General features: G+C 66.3%; 17 protein-coding genes. 13 read left to right on the top strand and 4 right to left on the bottom strand.

Annotated elements, in window-relative coordinates:
• Positions 1-50: 50 nt before the first annotated feature.
• Both ACMCNO_RS12605 and ACMCNO_RS12600 read right to left on the bottom strand, forming a co-directional pair.
• The gene (locus tag ACMCNO_RS12605; protein WP_412749592.1) at positions 51-1,076 is read right to left on the bottom strand and encodes a hypothetical protein; all 1,026 of its coding nucleotides are present in this window, start codon (positions 1,074-1,076) and stop codon (positions 51-53) included.
• A complete protein-coding gene (locus ACMCNO_RS12600) occupies positions 1,073-1,498 on the bottom strand; it encodes a hypothetical protein (RefSeq protein WP_412749591.1) in 426 nt (141 codons plus the stop codon). Before ACMCNO_RS12600 ends, ACMCNO_RS12605 begins: the two co-directional genes overlap by 4 nt.
• Before the next feature lie 453 nt (positions 1,499-1,951).
• Here ACMCNO_RS12600 and ACMCNO_RS12595 point away from each other — a divergent pair, with 453 nt between their 5' ends.
• The 8 genes from ACMCNO_RS12595 to ACMCNO_RS12560 all read left to right on the top strand — a co-directional run bounded on the left by ACMCNO_RS12595 (position 1,952) and on the right by ACMCNO_RS12560 (position 11,197).
• Complete coding sequence (locus ACMCNO_RS12595) at positions 1,952-2,125, top strand: hypothetical protein (protein WP_412749590.1); 174 nt, start codon at positions 1,952-1,954, stop codon at positions 2,123-2,125.
• A 449-nt stretch (positions 2,126-2,574) separates the two neighbouring features.
• Positions 2,575-4,023, top strand: a complete 1,449-nt coding sequence (locus tag ACMCNO_RS12590) for a hypothetical protein (protein ID WP_412749589.1) — start codon at positions 2,575-2,577, stop codon at positions 4,021-4,023.
• A gap of 8 nt (positions 4,024-4,031) precedes the next feature.
• Positions 4,032-4,433: a hypothetical protein gene (locus ACMCNO_RS12585; RefSeq protein WP_412749588.1), complete on the top strand. Its 402-nt coding sequence runs from the start codon at positions 4,032-4,034 to the stop codon at positions 4,431-4,433.
• Between the two features lie 216 nt (positions 4,434-4,649).
• Positions 4,650-5,852, top strand: a complete 1,203-nt coding sequence (locus tag ACMCNO_RS12580) for an ABC transporter ATP-binding protein (RefSeq protein WP_412749587.1) — start codon at positions 4,650-4,652, stop codon at positions 5,850-5,852.
• 559 nt (positions 5,853-6,411) lie between these two features.
• Complete coding sequence (locus tag ACMCNO_RS12575; protein ID WP_412749586.1) at positions 6,412-7,230, top strand: restriction endonuclease; 819 nt, start codon at positions 6,412-6,414, stop codon at positions 7,228-7,230.
• 124 nt (positions 7,231-7,354) lie between these two features.
• Positions 7,355-8,194 (top strand): vWA domain-containing protein, encoded by an 840-nt coding sequence (locus tag ACMCNO_RS12570; RefSeq protein WP_412749585.1) that lies wholly within the window; start codon positions 7,355-7,357, stop codon positions 8,192-8,194.
• Positions 8,195-8,214: 20 nt separating this feature from the next.
• Positions 8,215-9,003: a hypothetical protein gene (locus ACMCNO_RS12565; protein ID WP_412749584.1), complete on the top strand. Its 789-nt coding sequence runs from the start codon at positions 8,215-8,217 to the stop codon at positions 9,001-9,003.
• A gap of 25 nt (positions 9,004-9,028) precedes the next feature.
• Positions 9,029-11,197 (top strand): protein kinase domain-containing protein, encoded by a 2,169-nt coding sequence (locus ACMCNO_RS12560; RefSeq protein ID WP_412749583.1) that lies wholly within the window; start codon positions 9,029-9,031, stop codon positions 11,195-11,197.
• Between the two features lie 637 nt (positions 11,198-11,834).
• Here the strand turns inward: ACMCNO_RS12560 and ACMCNO_RS12555 are convergent.
• Positions 11,835-12,476 carry a hypothetical protein gene (locus tag ACMCNO_RS12555; protein ID WP_412749582.1) on the bottom strand — a complete coding sequence of 214 codons (642 nt, stop codon included), beginning with the start codon at positions 12,474-12,476 and terminating at the stop codon, positions 11,835-11,837.
• 122 nt (positions 12,477-12,598) lie between these two features.
• On the opposite strand from ACMCNO_RS12555, the gene ACMCNO_RS12550 reads away from it, so the two are divergent.
• The 4 genes from ACMCNO_RS12550 (at position 12,599) to ACMCNO_RS12535 (ending at position 15,415) form a co-directional block, all read left to right on the top strand.
• Complete coding sequence (locus ACMCNO_RS12550) at positions 12,599-12,793, top strand: helix-turn-helix transcriptional regulator (RefSeq protein WP_412749581.1); 195 nt, start codon at positions 12,599-12,601, stop codon at positions 12,791-12,793.
• A gap of 41 nt (positions 12,794-12,834) precedes the next feature.
• Positions 12,835-13,515: a DUF3800 domain-containing protein gene (locus ACMCNO_RS12545; protein WP_412749580.1), complete on the top strand. Its 681-nt coding sequence runs from the start codon at positions 12,835-12,837 to the stop codon at positions 13,513-13,515.
• 188 nt (positions 13,516-13,703) lie between these two features.
• Positions 13,704-14,396 (top strand): AbrB/MazE/SpoVT family DNA-binding domain-containing protein, encoded by a 693-nt coding sequence (locus ACMCNO_RS12540; protein WP_412749579.1) that lies wholly within the window; start codon positions 13,704-13,706, stop codon positions 14,394-14,396.
• A complete protein-coding gene (locus ACMCNO_RS12535) occupies positions 14,393-15,415 on the top strand; it encodes a tyrosine-type recombinase/integrase (RefSeq protein WP_412749578.1) in 1,023 nt (340 codons plus the stop codon). The genes ACMCNO_RS12540 and ACMCNO_RS12535 overlap by 4 nt, the downstream gene beginning before the upstream one ends.
• Before the next feature lie 139 nt (positions 15,416-15,554).
• Here the strand turns inward: ACMCNO_RS12535 and ACMCNO_RS12530 are convergent, their stop codons facing one another.
• Complete coding sequence (locus tag ACMCNO_RS12530) at positions 15,555-16,547, bottom strand: DUF3800 domain-containing protein (protein ID WP_412749577.1); 993 nt, start codon at positions 16,545-16,547, stop codon at positions 15,555-15,557.
• A gap of 221 nt (positions 16,548-16,768) precedes the next feature.
• Here ACMCNO_RS12530 and ACMCNO_RS12525 point away from each other — a divergent pair, with 221 nt between their 5' ends.
• Complete coding sequence (locus tag ACMCNO_RS12525) at positions 16,769-17,239, top strand: hypothetical protein (protein ID WP_412749576.1); 471 nt, start codon at positions 16,769-16,771, stop codon at positions 17,237-17,239.
• Positions 17,240-17,772: the final 533 nt, after the last annotated feature.

The following is a 17,772-nucleotide window of genomic DNA, read 5'->3' as shown; positions in this document are numbered from 1 at the left end:
TCTCCACGGTGGCCTGTGCGCGGCCCGGGACTCCTGCTAACGCGACGACCTCACGCTCGGTTGATGCGCACGACACGAGGTTTTTGGTCGTCTACCGACAAAATGGCGTCGTACTTGCCGCTGTCGGAGTTGGACGTTGGCCCGAAGAACAGCTGACTGTACGAGGCTGTCAAGGAGTAGTTCCCAACGACGTGAATTAGTCCGGTCGCCGGCTCAAATCGCGGCTTGGTATTTAGGGAGGGATCGCCGTTAAGTTTCCAGTTGACTTTACCTGAGGTGGCGCCTGAATAGGTTTCAGGGCATTCCGGGGGCAAGGCAGGATCTTTCGCCTTGGCGCATTTTTCGAAAGCTTCGCGAACCAAGGCGCGAGAATGCTCTTCAGGAACTTGAGGATCGTGTTTCTCGGTCGAAGGACGGGGAGTGTCGTCGTAGTTCCTCAGTTCGGCCAGTCTGGCTTTGTCCGCGATCCACTCCACGCGAGCCCAGTATTGGATCACTCTCAGTCTCAGGTCGGGGCCAGATGCAGTCTGGAATGAGGCCGTCATGACTGCCGTGCCCAGGACGTGGAAGCGACCTTCGTCTCCGTTGTAGACCACGACAGCACCGTCTCCGGGGACACCATGGATACGCCAGGTGACGTCGGTCGCGCTGCTGCTTCCCCAGTCTTTGACCTGCTGCGGGCAGTTCTCTGGTACCAGGACCGGCGCCTTCGCACAGTCTCTCAATCCTCCGAGGGCTGCTGCTAGGACGGCAGCCTCGCTGGATCCGGCCGGGCGCGTGCCGTTCTCCGAGGGAAACGATGCCTTCGGCTCGGGAGGGTCTGGGAGGAGGGAGCACAACGCGATGATTGCCAGGACCCCGCCCACTACCCACTTCCAAGGAGAAATGCCACTTGAAGAAGGCTGCTCCTCTGGTTCCTCGGCAATGTCTTGCTCGCCTAGGTTGAGGGCGGATGGAACGCCTACCGCATTGCCGTTCCCATGAATAACTACGGAATGATAAGCAGCGCCGAAGCTTCGGTTACCCTTGACCCGATTTTGTGCCGCACGCGTGGCGGTATCGTCGTCTTCGGTCACCGCTTATTACCTTCCCCAAGCCGGTTGCGGTTTCCATAGACGATCTGGCTGTTGGTCGCAGAACCGAACGACTTGTCTCCCTTGACCTTGTTGACGTTTGGGCTGCCACCTTCCGCGGAGCGGGTTGACGCGGGTGGGCTCATCGGACGAACCCAGGTAAGCCATGTAACGACCAAGGCGATCGCGGCCACGGCCAGGCCGGCGACAGCGACCCAGTTGGCAACAGAAGATCGTTCCTGCCTCGTCAGCAGGATTCCGAAGATCGTCGCCGCCACGAGGACAGCGACCGGTCCAGCCACAACAGCGGCCTTACGGGCTTTGGACATCAGTCCATAGTCGCCGAACAAGGCAATGAATGGTAGCGCCGCCGCCGTGTGATCGGACATGAAGGGCGAACGCCCTTGGTGGCCGAGCCTGTGCATAGGTGAAGGTTGCGTCCGCCGAACAGCAAGCCTGCCTTAGACCGGCGGCTACGGAGCCGTGGCCGCCACGGTTGATCAAGAATAGTTTCCGATCAAGTACCAGCCGCCGCTCCAACCGAGTCGCAGTGCCTGAAGGGAGCCTCTCTCGGGCACCAGGCAGCCACCGAACCGGCCGACGGGTGCCCGCGAACCACCCGGTCGCGCGCTACTGCGTTTCGCGCATCCGCGAGAGCGTCGAGGACGCCGCTCGGGTTCACGACCTCACGGCTGACGAACCAGGCCGAGGGCCAGCACGTCACGCTCGAGACGGAGGGATGGCGGTCGCCGTGATGTGAAAATGGCGCGCCGCACCCGGCCGGGTGACACCCATGCTGACCAGTCTCTTGCGGGGAGGCCTTCGGCGCTCCGGTCGGCTGCACTGCATGCTCCGTGTGTGCGTTAACCGCGTCCCGGGTGGCCGCCGACGACCTCGCGGCAGTGCTCGACGACCTTGTACTCGGCACGGTGGCGGCCATCGCACTGGGCAGCATCGGCGATCATCGAGCGGTGCCGTATCTGGTGCGGCTTGCTCTCGGCAGCGAAAATCCCGCCTGGGCTGTTGCTTGGCACCGCGGTCGGTACCGGTGAGTTTCGATCCGGGCCTGGGCTCGACCCGACTCCGTCCTGGCTTGCCGACGAGATGGGGTGGGTGCTCAGCCCCGGCTGTCGGGGAGGTGTCGGCCAGCTCGGCAGCGAGAGCGAGCGCGGTCGCCCTCCGAGTTTCCCAGCAGCTGCAAGACGACGTCGAGCGGCGGCAACGTCGTGGTCGTCACGCCCGAGCCGACGACCGCGTTACCGGCAGGGCGGCGCCGATCTCTCCAGGCGAAGCGTCGCCCAGGGGCCAGCGCGTCGACGATCGCCAGCCGGGTGAGGTCGCCTAGCGTGGCGTGCGCCCGGACCCGAGCCTGAAGGGAAGAATCAGATTTCAGTGAGTCAACAGCCGCTGAGCCTCCTCGGAGAGTCGATCCGGCGGCAGCCGGTCGCCGGACGCGTCTGCGTCGGGTGGGTGCCGAAAGGTGTCGGTACTCTCCGTTAACGTGGCTTCGCGGAAAGGCGACGAGGGGCGGGGTGACGTGGCAACGGGCGACGACGAGGCTGATCCCGCCGCGGGTATCGTCAATCCGCGCCTCAGCGATGTTTTCGGCCTGGTCATCCGGCAGGACGAGGTGGACTTCGTCGTCCCTCACCTGCGCGAGGACCTCCCGCTCTACCTTGACCCGTTCCTGCTCTGGAAGGCCGAGGACCCACAGTACCGGCAGCTTCACGCCGACCTGCTCGGCTTCGTCGACGAGATCCGCCGGCACGCCGTCGGCGGGCAGGCCACCCGGGCGGCCATGCTCCTGTCGGAGGTCAGCGAGCCGGTCGAGCTCGGCCTGGGCTACGCCGCCGGGACCAAGCGGGGATCGGCCCTAGGTCCCGGCACCATCGCCGGCATCATCCGTACGTTCCAGCAGGTCCCCCAGCTGCAGAGCGCCGGCCTGGACCACCTGGAGATCCTCGCGCTGATCGTCCCCGGCATCGCCGAGGACCGTATCAGCGACTTGACCGCCTCGGTCCTCAAACGCTGGCTGGCCGAGTTCACCGAGCGCCACTGCCATCACCGGGCAATCCCGACGAAGCGCCGCCGGCTGGTCGGCTGGGACCCGGCTGAGCTCGACTGGCGGCCATTCGACGCGCAGCTTCCGTACAACCCTTCCGACGGCTCGCCCGTCCTGCTCGCACCACTGAACCTCCTGCGCCGACTGCCGTGGATCAACTACGGCGACTACTACCGCACCGCCTACGCCCCCCTCGTTCTGCCGCCGGGACGTACGGGCCGAGCCGTCGCCAAGCAGGACGTGCTCGCCTACAACCGGGCTCACTTCGACACCGTCCGCGGTTACGTCGCCGAGCGGGAGGCGGCCGCCGACGTGTGCGCCCCCGACCCGCTGTTCACCCCGCTGCGACTCGCAACCATCACCAAGAAGGTCAAGGAGATCAAGGCGCTGGTGACCGGCCGGGGCGACGGCGCGGACAGGAAGTTCGAGGATCTCGCGTTCGATGTCCTGTCGTCCGCGCTGTACCCCGAGCTTGATCTCGCGGGCCAGCAGGAACGCACCATCAGTGGCGCCCACATCCGCGACGTCATCTTCCACAACGACGGCAAGACGCCGTTCTTGACCGACCTGCGCGACCTGTACGGCGCCCGCCAGCTCGTCTTCGAACTCAAGAACGTCGCCGCGCTCGACACGGAACACGTCAACCAGCTCTACCGCTACCTCGACGACGAGGACATGGGCCGCCTCGGCATCCTCGTCGCGCGTAACCCGCCCAAGAGCAGCGTCCAGCGCAATATCGTCGACCTGCACTCGTCCAAACGCCGCATCATCATGTGCCTGGACGATTCCGATCTCGACCTCATGGTCGCTCTGCTCGAGTCCGGGCGGCGCCCCATCGAGGCCCTGCGTAAGAAGTACGTCGAGTTCACCCGCCTGCTACCGAAGTAGGAGACCGCATGCCCCGCCGTACCCAGACGAACGACGCCTCCTCGCCGTCGCCGACCGAGGAGCAGGCGGCGACCTACGACCGGCTCGTCCCGATGCTGGAGGCCGCCCACCGCGAGATGACCGAGCTGTCCAAGAAGAAGCAGGACGGCGTCGTCAACACGCTCAAGATCAAGATGCTCAACCGGCTCCTCGGTGAGCTCAGCAAGATCATCGTGAAGGACCCCAGCCACGCCTTCGTCGACATGCTCGACGAGGAGACCCTCCCGCAGAACAGCGACGCGGTCCTCATCCTCAGCCAGTGGCAGGCCGCCCTCAAACAGTACAAGGACCGCCACTACGGGTTCGACTCGGCAGGGGGCGGACACCGGTGGTTCACCGTGGAGCACCCCGGCGAGGGCTACCGCTCATAGGCCGACCTCGGCCAGCCCGTCGGCCCCGCCAGCCAGGCGGCCCGTGCCGAGTCCTTTGAAGGCGATCCACAGTTCGGCAGATCAACGCGGATGCTCGGTCGCCGAGACATCCGCTGACCCACGAATCTGCGACAAAACTGCACACACGCCGCCGCGGTTTAGCCGACTTGGCGGCCTGGAATTAGTTCGAGCGGGTGCCGGTCGGAAGAGGTATGGGTGGCTAATCGAGCCGAATTTACGTCGGCAACGCGCCGCATCATCGCGGAGCGAGCCGGATACCAGTGCTCTGTGCTCAACTGCGGACGCTTAACCGTCGGCCCCGGAACTGACCCACGCCAGACGGTCCATACCGGAGTCGCCGCGCACATCTACTCGGCAGCCAAGGACGGCCCTCGCGGCACGGGCGGGCTGTCGGACGCTGAACGGCGCGAACCTGAGAATGGGATCTGGTGCTGCGCCGCGCATGGTAGGTCCATCGACGCTGACGACGGGCGCGTCTTCCCGGCCGTCCAACTAAGGGCATGGAAACGGCTTCACGAGGCCCGCAAGGCGGCTGAAGTCAACGGGGGCGCTATTCACCACGTCGGCCTCGTTGAATCGATTGCAGTTCACTCAGCACCCGCCGCGGGCCTTGAGGGTCGTACCTTCGAACTCGGGATGCGCAACATCTTCACCGGCCCCAATGCTAGCGGAAAGTCGATCTTGACGCGTCTGATCGCCAGCGTCGCACACCCCGATCACGTGGCCGACATGTCACGCGACCGAGACGTCGACATGGGGGTCCGCTGGTTTGATCCGATGACCCACGACGTCGCTACAGCCGGCCGGGGCGGCATCGTTACGCACGTGCTCGACGGTCGTCCCGTTCCGTACGTTGCCCGTCCTTACAAAACGATCCTGCTTAACGGCCAGCACCGGACTAAGATTGGGAACCTCACCTCCCTAGCCCAGATGTTCGACCTGAACATCGCCGCGATGAGTTCGGTTCTAGCCCTCGCTGCCGACCAGGGCGGTGTCATCAAAGACGTGCAGCGCGAAGGAATGCGAATGCGCTGGACCGTCGACGTCGATGGACGCATTGAGTCGTTCGATAACTACGAGGCGATCAATGGCAGTTTGCAGACGCTAATCCTGCTCGAGCTGGCAGGTCTGCACGCCCGGCACCATGCGCGGGCCGAGCCAACGTTTCTACTCCTCGACGAGTTCCTCGACTTCCACAACGCTGGAGTGCAGGTTGAGGCGCTGCAGCGGCTGCAGGCGGCTGCGGAACACGCCCAAGTGGCAATAGTCAGCCATTCTCCGGTCCTGCTCGCGGAAGCGCCGTGCGACTGGGCAGTGACCGAGCTGGCGCCGCAGCCGCAGAATCACCGAGACAACCCTCTCGCCTACGACATTGCGACTAAGCCACCGGATGCCTGACGCCCCCTGCGGTTCCCGCAAACGCGGGACCGGTGTCGGGCGGGGGCCAGACCGCCGGTCAGATCGGCGAGCAACGCCTGATCCGCCATTTTGGTCTTGCCAATGTCGTCGATGGCGTCCGCGATCTGTTGTCCGTCATCGGAGTGCGGACCGGCCTCGTGGACCGACCACAGCCTGACGTTCACCGGACGTTGCGAGCGATGTCCCGCGCGAACGCGCACGAGGGCAGTACAGAGAGATCCGGGTCCGGCCACGCCGATAGCTCGAACAGCCGTTCAGCTAACTAACTACAAATCGCTGCGCACCTCTACCAATCAGTCCGCAAACGGCAAGCAGCCGAGGACAGCAAGGGCGACCAGAAGAGCGTTGCCACACGGCACCGTCAGATGCGCCGCGATTGTGACAACGACGACGCAAGGCCGGCGGCCACAGGCGTCGTTGTCGGCTTTCTGACAACCCAGCCATAGATCATCTTCAGCGGCTGTGTCAGACCGTCGCTCTACAGTCGGCAAGCAGTTGTCCACGTACGACTGCGGCGGACAGTACGGAGGAGGTGATCATGGCCAGAAGACGGCGCACAGCGCACCGGACCAGCTCGGAGACTGGCTGGTGGTTGGCGGGCGCGGTCCTGGTAGCCGTCAGCATTGTCGTTCAGGTGGTGCAGCAGCACCCGGTGGCTGCGTCGTTGATCGCGTTGGTCGTGCTGGCGGCGGTGTGCGGGGGTGGATGGCTGTGGGTTCAGCGGTCGCGGCGGCTGGCGCAGAAGGAACGCACGGTCGCCGTCACTGACGTCATGTCCGGCCCTGAGTTCGAGCACTGGGTGGCCCGGTTGATGCGGGCCAGCGGATGCCGACGGGTACGGGTGTCCGGCGGTTCCGGCGACATGGGTGCCGACGTGACCGGATATGCGCCGGACGGACGGCGGTTGGTGGTGCAGTGCAAGCGGTACAGCGCGAAGGTCGGCAGCCCCGAGGTGCAACGTTTCGCCGGGACCGCCCGCCACGTCCACAACGCCGACGTGGCGTTGCTGGTCACCAACAACTACCTCACCGCTCAGGCCACCGACCTGGCCCGACGGTGCCGCATCAGCGTTGTTGATCGCGACGTGCTCGGCATCTGGACCGCCTCCCTGACTCTGCCGATACCGCCGGTTCCCAGCCGGCCAGCCGCGCCCGCGACAGCACTCATGGCCAGGCTCCCCGGAGGCCGACGCCTGCATAGAGCGCGGGCGCCGCGCGCGAAACCCAGCACCCCACCAATCGGAGCTTCTACGCCGACCACACCGGCAGCCTCGGCGAGCGCCACGCCGGCGAGCACACCCGCACCACCGCCCATCGTCGCTCCGACCGGCACGGATTGGTGGAACGAGACGCCGTAGCGCCGTCGCTGCGCCCGATCCGTGCCCGACCCGACGAAGCCCACCCTTCACCTCGATATCCGTCGTCACCCCCACGCGGAGACGTGGCCTGCCCGTTCCACGACCCGAACCCGGAAGGACCCCCATGGCATACACCGCCGAGATCAGCCGCTCGAACCCCGGCTGCTTCATCTTCCTGCTCGACCAGTCCGCGTCGATGCTCGACGAGGTCACCGAAGGCGAGCTGGTGCGCCGCAAGGCCGACGTGGTCGCCGACGCGCTGAACCGGCTGCTGCGCGAGCTGGCCATCAAGTGCGCCAAGGAAGGCGGCGTCCGCGACTACTTCCACGTCGCGGTCATCGGCTACGGCGTGCGCGTCGGATCGGTGTTCGAGGGAGAACTGAGCGGGCGCGACCTGGTACCGCTGTCGCAGGTCGCGAAGTACCCGGCGCGGGTCGAGGAGCGGATGAAGAAGGTGCCCGACGGCGCCGGTGGCCTGGTCGAGCAGCCGACCAAGTTCCCGGTCTGGGTGGAACCGGTCGGCAATCACGGCACCCCGATGGTCGAGGCACTGCGCCAGGCCACCGTACTGGCCAACACGTTCCTGGCGACCAACGAGAACTGCTTCCCACCGGTGGTGCTGAACCTGACCGACGGGCAGTCCACCGACGGAGATCCCCGCCCGGCCGCGGAAGCATTGCGCGAACTGGCGTCCACCGACGGCAACGTCCTGTTGTTCAACCTGCACGTGTCCAGCGAGGGTGGCAAGCCGACCATCTTCCCGGCAGCGTCGGCCGAGCTGAACGACGAGTACGCCCGAACCTTGTTCTCGATGAGCTCCCCGCTGCCCCCGCACATGCGCTCCTATGCCGCGCAGCAGGGCATCGCCGTCGATGACACCAGCCGCGGCTTCGTCTACAACGCCGACATGATCACGATCGTGCAGTTCCTCGACATCGGCACCCGCGCCACGGACCTGCGCTGAGCCTCGAGACGGCACAGCTCATGCGCGCATTCGTCACGACGTTCGCGGTGCCCAAGGCCGGTTCCACGGCTGAGGAGTATGAGGACGCCAGCAATGTCGAACCCGTGGGCGGTGACGACGCGGAGGTCACCGGCCCATGGCTGACCGCCGCGGTCGCCGACGGCGCCAGCGAAGCCATGCTCGCCGGACGCTGGGCGCGGCACCTCACCACCACCTACACGGCTGCGCCCGCCGGCCAGGACCTGACCGCGACGATCCTGGCAGCGGCCGCCGGCTGGGATGACCTCGAAGCCGAGTACCGGTTTGCCCGCGACGAGGCCGGCGAACCGATCGCTTGGTACGAGGAGGACGGGTTGCGCCGCGGCGCCTACGCCACCATCATCGGCGCGCACCTGCTCGACGGCCCCACCGACCGGCAGGGACCGCTGCTGGTAGCCGCGCTTGGCGACGCCTGCCTGTTCCAGGTTCGCGACGACGAGCTGATTACCGCGTTCCCGATCGACGACCCGGCCGAGTTCGACACCCGACCTGGTCTCGCACCGTCTCGGCCGCTCGACCCCGCCAAGATCGGCGAACATGCCCTAGCGCTACGCACCGCCTGGCGGCAGGGCGATCAGCTGCTGCTGGCCAGCGACGCACTGGCCCAATGGTTCCTGGCGCAGGCGCACGCCGGCGGGCGGCCGTGGCGCATCCTGTCCGACCTCGGCACAGACGCCGAGATCGGTGGGTTCGCCGCGCTCGTGGACGGTTGCCGCACCAACGGGTCGCTGAAGAACGACGACACCACTTTGCTGCGTATCGACCTGTGAACCGCTGACCAGCGAGGACGACACCGTGACACAGCAGAGATCACCGGCGCGGTACCCGACCGGCGGCGATTACGTCGATGCGCTGCAACTGCCCGGCCTGGCCTTCACCGACCCGCAGCTGCGGGCCGGCACGGTCAAGACCGATGACCTCGGCATGCCGGAGCCGGTGTCGGGCAACTTCGCCTCCGTCTTCCATGTGTATGGGACAGCGGGTGAGCAATGGGCGATCAAGTGTTTCGTCCGTCCCGACCCGGACCGGCACCGCCGATACCACGCGATCGCAGCCGCCCTGCAGACGTTGCACCACCGTGCACTCGTGGACTTCGACTACCAGGTCGACGGGGTCATGGTGGCCGGCGTGCGGTACCCGCTGCTGAAGATGCGCTGGGTTCAAGCGCAAGGGCTTATGCCGTGGCTGGAAACGCACATCTCGTACCCGGAGCGGCTGCTCGGCGTGGCGGAGCAGTTCGCGGACGTCGTCACCGCGCTGGAGAAGGCCGGTATCGCCCACGGCGATCTGCAGCACGGCAACCTGCTGGTCACCGGACACGACGAACTGAAACTGATCGACTACGACGGCATGTACGTCCCGGAGATCGCCGGGCTGCCACCGAACGAGAAAGGCCTCGTCAACTACCAGCATCCCCGGCGCGGCGACAGCGACTACGGGCCCGGCCTCGACCGCTTCTCCGCCTGGGTGATCTACACCAGCCTGATCGCGCTCGCCGCCCGGCCGGACCTCTGGCGGCGCCTGCGCGCCACCGACGACGACACCAAACTACTATTCGCCTCCGACGACTACCTCGACCCGGCAGCATCCGACGCCTTCCGGGCCCTCCGCGCCGTCGGTCCACCCCGCCTAGTCGCTCTCGCCGACCAGCTCGCCGCATTCACCCGCATGGCTCCGTCACAGATCCCGGCACTCGAAGCCAATCCCACAACCGCGGTGATCCCACCAAAGCCAGCCGGGCCCGCCTCGCCCGCGACGGACACCCCCGATTGGCTGACCGACCATCTACCGGGAACACCACCGGTCAGCCGGGCCGCACCTGCCCAGACAACGGCGAACGTCCCGGTGCGCTCGCTCTCCGGGGCGCATCTCACCGTCGCCCGCATCGCCGCCGCCGGCATGCTGCTCTGCGTTGCCGGTGTAACCGCCGCCGCCTTCGGCGTCGCCGCGCTGATGACCGTACCCCCGACTGTCTGGATCATCGCCGTCATCGCCGCCGTGGTCGTGATAGCCGGCAGTTACCTGGCTCATCCGCTGGTCGCGGCTCGCCGCAGGGCCCGCCACGCCTACGCCGCCGCCCAGCAGGAACTGGCCGCCGTCCAGGCGCATGCTCAGGCTCTGAGGGGGACGCGTGCCCAGATGGACGCCGCCAGGACGGCCCAGCAACAGGCCCTGCGCGGCCAGCGGGCCGCCACGGTCAGGCAGCGCGACGCCGCGACGGCGCATGCACAGCACGTTCTCCAACAGACACTGCAGGGCATCGCGCAGCGGCGTTCGGACTGGAGCAACACCCAGCAGGCGCGAGAACAGAAACGACTCGCGGAGATCGTCGCCGAGCACGTTCAGCGCGCACTGAACAACGCCGTCATCGCCAAGAACCCACCCCGAATGATCCACGCGACGATCGCCGGGACGCTGGCCGCGCACGGCTTTCGCACCGCCGCCGACTTCACCGGGTACCGCACCGCGTCCGGGTACGGCCGCTACGACCGAACCTTCATCAGACGGCACCCGTCTGACTCCGGAACGTACGTGGAGAACGTCGGGGAGGCACGCGCAAAGTCACTGCTCCAATGGCGCGAGAGCATCAAGACGCGCGCCGAGAGTCAAGCGCCCAAGACTCTCACCTCGCAGCAACGCCAGGAAGTGACCGTTCAGGTCCAGCAGTTCCACGCCGCCCTCAACGCCGAGGAGAACGCGGCCAAGATGCACGCCCGCACCGCGGTGGAACAGGCACGAGCCGTGGAACGGGCTGCGCAGGTGGCCATGGACGCGCAGGAGCAGCAGATGGAAGCTAAGGCTCAGGACAAGCGCGCGAACCTCGAGCGACGCATCGTCGGAGCGGACGCCGCCGTTGACGCCGCGCGGCGCAACACCGAGTACCTGAGCGACCCGGTGGAGCACCTAACAAGGCTTTCCGCGCCCGCCTACCTGCTGGCTATCGCGGGAGTCATCTCGCTGTAACCGGTTTGCGCTGCCATCGTCTCGGCCAACCAGCCAATCGTGTGCACCTACGGATGTCGATGACGGTCTGAGTGCTCGTTGACGTAGCGGAGGTGCACCCCGCAAACCGTACGCCGACGCACATCTACTGACAGAGAAGGCCGTCTCGGCCTCGGGACGATCAGCGAGGGCGTCAGGCCCCTCGGCAGGTTCCATCGGGCCTGTTTCGGTGAGACGGTGTTCTCCTCCCACAAGCTCGGCCCCGGCTTCGACGCCCGCGCGCTGCCCGAAGGCATCGTCACCGTCGAGGACCCTGACCTGGACTGGCCGTGCCTGGTTCTGACGGTCATCAGTGGCCCCACTCGGACGGGGTCCGAGTGGGGCCACCCCAGGCCGTCAGAATCAGGCCGTGCCCGCAGTCCGTCACCGCTCCAGGCAACCGTTGCGACGGACTGTCCAAGCACCGAGTGCGCCGCGCTCGCGGCGAGGAGTACCAGCAGCTCCAGACCGAGATCACCCTGCTCCGGGACTAGCGCGGACACGGGCGGGCCGACGGCCGTAGTCGCCACAACGGATGCCCAGCCCGACTGCGGCACGCCTTCAACTGCCGCCACTATCTTGCGGATCGGACTGACAGATGGAGTCGCTGTTGGAAGGGTCAGCCGGGCAGATCGGCCAGGTACTGGTCGATCTGGGCGGTCAGTTCCTGCGCGGTGGCACCGTCGGTGACCGCGGTTTTGATGTCGGCGAGCAGACTCCGGACCTGTTCGCGGGTCTTGCGGGTGATCTGGTCGCTATCGGCGAGGAACCCGTCAAGCGCTGCGGCGGCTCGTTTCACGAACTCCTCCCGTAGCTGGAGGTCGGCGGCGCTGGCCGCGACGGCTGCAGCGGGCAGGACCTGCGCGCTGACCTCGCGGTAGCGCTCGGCGTCGGCGCCCGGCAGGGGTTGCTGACCGCGCAGCCACGCCAGGAATTGCTCCCGGTCCGGGGTGACGCCCGGCAGCAGCCGGAGCCGCTCCCCGTCGCGAGGGGCGAGGAAGAACTCGCCCGGCAGTCCCAGCACCAGCGCCAGCACCAGCAGCTCTTCCACTTGCACAGCCTGCTGACGGCGGCCCGCTTCCAGATTTTGCAGGATGTTCGCCGTCAGCCGGGGCGCTCCCGCTGTGGCCAGCTGCTCCGCGAGCTGGATGGTGCTCCAGCCGCGCAGCGCCCGGGCCTCCTTGAGTCGGGCGATCAGCAGCTCCCCGACACTCACCGGCGCCGGCTCGGGCCGAGCGCCCCGCGCCCTCGTCTCTGTCATGGCAACAGTTCTACTCCTTGGGGTTGACAGAAAGCAAGTTCGTCTCGCACAGTTCTCCCGCCGCCGAAACAACGGAGCAGCAGGTCAGCCCTCTGTCGAATCTACAGAACGGGAGTGCAGGAATGGCTCCGGAACCCCTATGGGACCACCAGCAGACCGCCGCGTACCTCGGCATCAGCGAGCAGGCCCTCTATTGGCTCAACCACACCGGCAAGGGACCGCGCCGGTACAAGGTCGGACGGTACTGCCGCTACCGCCGCACCCACATCGAGGCATGGCTGCGCGAGCAATGCGCCCCCGCCGCCGTCGGCCGATAACCCATCCGGCCCACCCCCTTTCGTGATCAAGGAATCCTCGAATGAACACCACCCCCGCCTCCGGCTTCCGCCTCTTCTACATCGACGACTCCGGCGCCCACGACAGCGGCTACAGCACTTACACCTGGCTGCAACTCGATCCGGCGCACTGGGTCCACGCCGAACAAACCTGGATGCGCTACCGGCACGAACTCCTACGCCGGCACGGCATCCCGGTGTCGTACGTTCTGCACGCCACCGACCTGATCGCCGGACGACCCACCAGCCACGGCTCTACGGCGGTGCCTCGTGCGCAGGGCGCTGAGATCGTGCACGACGGCCTCACCGTCATCGCCGGACTACCCGGCCTCACCGTCGGCACCGTCTACCGCCAGCACCAACCCCACCAGCCCGGCCGCACCAAATACGACCTCTATCAGGCGCTCGTCGCGCACCTCGACGCCGACCTACGCGCCGAGAACACCGCCGGGATGGTCTTCCTCGACGGCGCCCGCAACCAAGAATTCGTCAACGCCCACCGGTCCCTTGCCACCGGCAGGCGCCTCATCGAAGAACCACAACCGAGGCCCGCCACCCACGACCAATGGGTTCAAATGGCCGACCTCGTCGCGTACAGCGCCTACCAATCCATCGCCCGCCGCGCCTCGAAGCACCGCATCTGGCACTGGTACCCCAGCATTCTTGGCCACCTCGACCGCCACGGCGGACCGATACCCCTGTGATGCCGGTGGGCGTAGCCCCGGCAGGCAGTCCAGGAGGGGCGGCCAAAGGGCTGCTGCCGCGCCGGCCGTCGGCGCCCAACAGCGACCAGGGCAGGCCAAGGGCGATTTGCCGGCAGCGGCGGATGCCAAGGCCACCGCAAGAACCCCGTAGGTGCGGACTTCCGAATCGATTCAGCGAAGGGGGCGTCATGACCTCGGCGGACAACCACCGCACGCGCAGCACGGCCGGCGGGTCAGACACGCTCCGGGCGACGCTGACCTCGCTCGTTGACGACATGCTCGGCACGCCAGGTACCGGCAGCACGGCGCCGTACCCCCCGACCGGCAGTCCGGGCGTCCTTCACCTGCCCCACAGCGGCCGGCCACGCGCCGCCGCCGCCGGCGTCGGGGTCGGCGTCCCACAACGGCCCCGCGTGCGTAGCCTGCTGCACTCCGCGGGCATCGCCACCGGCCCGGAGCCAGCTGACTTGAGGGCGACATCGCGCAGGAGAGCACCGCTGCCGCTGGTCGAGTTCCTCGACACCAGCACGGACAACGGAACGCGATACCGCACGGTCAGCACCATCGACGACAAAGGCCGGCTCTGCGATCGCACACCACTGAAAACGTTGGACTGGCATCCTGGCACGCCGGTCTGCATCTCCGCGAATCCCACCGCCGGCATCATCGCCGTCAGCCTGGGCGGCCACGACACCATCGACACACGAGGCCGCCTGCGTCTGCCCGCCGACCTCCGGCACGCATGCCGCCTGAGCACCGGAGACCGCCTCCTCGTCGTCGCGCACCCAGCCGAAGGCGTCCTCGTCGCATACCTCCCCCGAGCCCTCGACGCGATGACCGCCGCCTACCACGCCACCCTCACCACCAAGGAACCACAATGACCGGCACCGACCCCGCCACCACCGCGGAGATCGAAGCCGCGCGGCTGCTGCTCGACCGCCTCGGCGTCACCATCGAACAACTCGCCGGCCCCATCCCGGCCGATGCCGACGTGCCAACCTTCGCTGAGTACATCCCCCGCGTCGCCGCCGCCGTCGCCACGGGGACGCGCAAGGTCTACCAGACCTACTGGAACCGCATCCTCGACCAGTGGGGCGACCGGCGGCTGCACGAGCCCACCGCCACGGAGATCCAAACCCTCGCCGAGCAGACCAAGAAGACCGTTGTGGTCCGCAGCAACGCCCGCGGTGGGCACCTCGCTGCCGAACATTTGATCGCCGCCATGCGCTGCCTCTACCGCCACGCCATCGCCGACGGCCATCTTCCGGAGCAGCGCAACCCCGCTATCCGTGTCGCGAAACCCCGGAGGCTTCCCAGCGCCCGCCGCGCCCTGCTCGACACCCAACTCGCCGCCATCAACCACACCGCTACCACCACCGGCAACGACCGCGACCTCGACGGCCTCCTCATCCGGCTCCACGTCGAAACCGCCTGCCGGCGCGGCGGCGCACTCGCTCTACGCCCCGTCGACCTCGACCCCACCCAATGCCTCATCCGACTCCGGGAGAAAGGCGGAACCGACCGATGGCAGCCCGTGTCCCCCAGCCTCATGCGGCAGCTACGCCTCCACCACAACCAGCGAGGCAACGACGAACCTCGGAAGCCGCTGTTGCGCTACATCAACGGCAGACCGATCAGCCGCCGCCGCTACGACCGCCTGTGGCAGCGCCTCGGCGGGTATTTGCCCTGGGTGGCCACCCAGCAGATCAGCACCCACTGGCTGCGCCACACCACCCTGACCTGGGTCGAACGCCACTACGGCTACGGCGTCGCCCGCGCCTACGCCGGACACAACAGCCGCACCGACTTCGGCGTCACCGCCACCTACGTCCGCGCCGACCTCTACGAAGTCGCCATCGCCCTCGAAGCCCTCACCGGAGAACCCCATCCACTCACCTGAACCGCACCGCGAGAAGGATCCACGTCGTGTCGTCGACACCGGTCATTGGACTGGTCTACGAGCGGGCCGGCCCGATGCCGCACGGAGAAGGCGGCATCGGCATCGCAAGGTCCTAACGGGCGTGGGGGGCGTACCGGACTTAGAGCCTTCGTGGTGTCACGATCAAGTCCGGATTCGGCCAAATACCGTCCACCATCCAGGATTCCGCCATCGGCTTCAGAGAACTCGTATATGGGTCGGAGCTTCCCGTCACGACGGCATGGGCAACGTGACGGCTGGCGCCCGCGACCCAGTCCGCGACCTGCAACTGGGGCGTCGTTGCGCTGTCAGCGAAGGTGATGTCAGCCACCGGGAACTTCAGCGCCAGGTTCGGCGTGACGGGCGGAAGTTCATCGATATTCATGAGCAGTGAGGCATGTTTGGAAATGATCTTCGAATGATCGTGGATCAGATGAAACCTGCCGATCTTGTCGGCAACGCCATCGCATAGCCTCACGAGGCATGGCAAGGCGGGGTCGAGCGTGTCGCTAACCTTCCTTGCTTCGATTGACCGGATCAGCGACTCCGCCTGGCGGCGCGCGGCCACCAAGAGCGCGACCCAATCGCCTAGCCCATCCCGGGTTGTCGCCCGGTACGCCGATATGGAACTGAACAAGTCGTTAAGCGATGTCGGGCGGTTCGGCCGCAGGGCGTCCACAAAGGCGCCAAGCATGCGCTCAAAGGCACCGCCGTCACCGAGTACGGGCCCAGCCATGTACATCAAGTTGGCCAGGGCAACTGCCGACCCGTCGGCGTACATGTCGTAGCCGTCCTCGAAAGCTAGCTCGACGATCAGGAGATCGATCATTTTCGACACGATCATGAACCGCTTGTGGGCAAAGAAGTTGAAGGCCTTTCCGGGCTGCAAGGACTCCAGGGTGGACAGCAACGCCGCGCGGCCGGCTCGGCTCCTGACCAGCGAGCTGTACTTCGGTTCGCCTTGCCGCCGCGGCAGTCGGGACTGCACGGATTGCACCAGCGTCGCAGCCTCTTCTGCGCTCAGGCACACCGCAGCCAGCGCGAACACCGGCTGATGCGGATCCACAAGATTCTCACCCGAGTTCGCGGACTCGTCGAAGTAGGCGCGCTCCACGCACGGAATTGTGCCGGACTCGCCCTGCCAGGCCGACTCAATTTCCGCCACGACGCTGACCGCCCAGATCCTAGGGGCACCGATCGTTTACACCATGTCGCACAAGGCGCTAGACAAGATGGCCTGGCTAACGGGTGCGACGGAGCTTACGAGGAACGCGGTCCTGGGTTGTCCCTGGCCCTCGAATCAGTCTTGGCAGGTCGCATTGCCAGGGTGTACAAGTGAGCAACTCTGTCGTTGTGTACAAGATCCACAACCTCGAAGGTGAGGAAGCGCTCCGATATGTGGCCCAGCCCAAAGGCACGCGGTACACGGTAGAAAATGAGGTACTGGCATGCGTCTTCGACTGCCGGGCCGGGATCAAGTCCATTTTCCAGCAACGCGAGGGCCTGCTCAGTAATGCACCGACGCCATCGGAGACGGTTATCAACTGGCGCATAGGGCAGGGGTATTTGAGGGTGCAGGCCGCTACCTTCGTTGGGGTTGTTCGGCCGCGGCTCCATCCGAAGCTCGTTCTCGATAACGTGCAGGATGGCGAAGCCCAGCATCGGAGACAGGCCCTTAAGTACATCCTGCGCTTTCGGTCCGATATCCGAAAGGTAGGCAGCCACGAGGCTAGTTATATACCCAGGATGGGCCAGAAGGGGCTAAACGGCAGAAACTCCTTCCGACCATCAGACCACATACTATGATCCGGCGCTGACCGCTCTATCGTTGGAGCTGCCGACGGGCGTCCGCCACAGACAGGTTACGTGCCGATGCAGGCGCGGCACCGGCTGGGGCCTGCGGCTCCCCGTCACGTGGCTCCTCCAGATAACCCTCCTCAGCCGCAGCGAACGCGAGAGCCGTAGATTCGACTGCGCCAGCTTCCAGTGGGGTGATCATTGCCACGAAGCGGCCATGATGCGTCAAGAACACCGACTCCCCGCTCTGGGTGATCTCGCGGATAATCGAGTCTGCGCTATGCGCCAACTCGCGAACGCCTACAATCCGTGGAACGGAGGCTTCTCCGGCATGAGTCACGGCCACCAACCTCCTGAGTGCTTCGCGATGTTGAGGAAACTCCCGCTATCGGCAAGCTAAGCTCCAACCTTAGCCGAAGCGTCCAACTACTTGTCGGAATTTATGCCGACTCAGACCAGAAGACGACCTAAAATGTCGATGTGAGTGTTGTGTCCCGGTCTGCTGAGCGCGTGCCGGACTCAGTAAGACCCCCTGGACTGAC

It is taken from the genome of Krasilnikovia sp. M28-CT-15, from assembly GCF_047159595.1.
Lineage (GTDB): Bacteria > Actinomycetota > Actinomycetes > Mycobacteriales > Micromonosporaceae > Actinoplanes.
The sequence above is the reverse complement of the archived record's forward strand: the minus strand, read 5'-3'. Positions and strand labels throughout refer to the sequence as shown.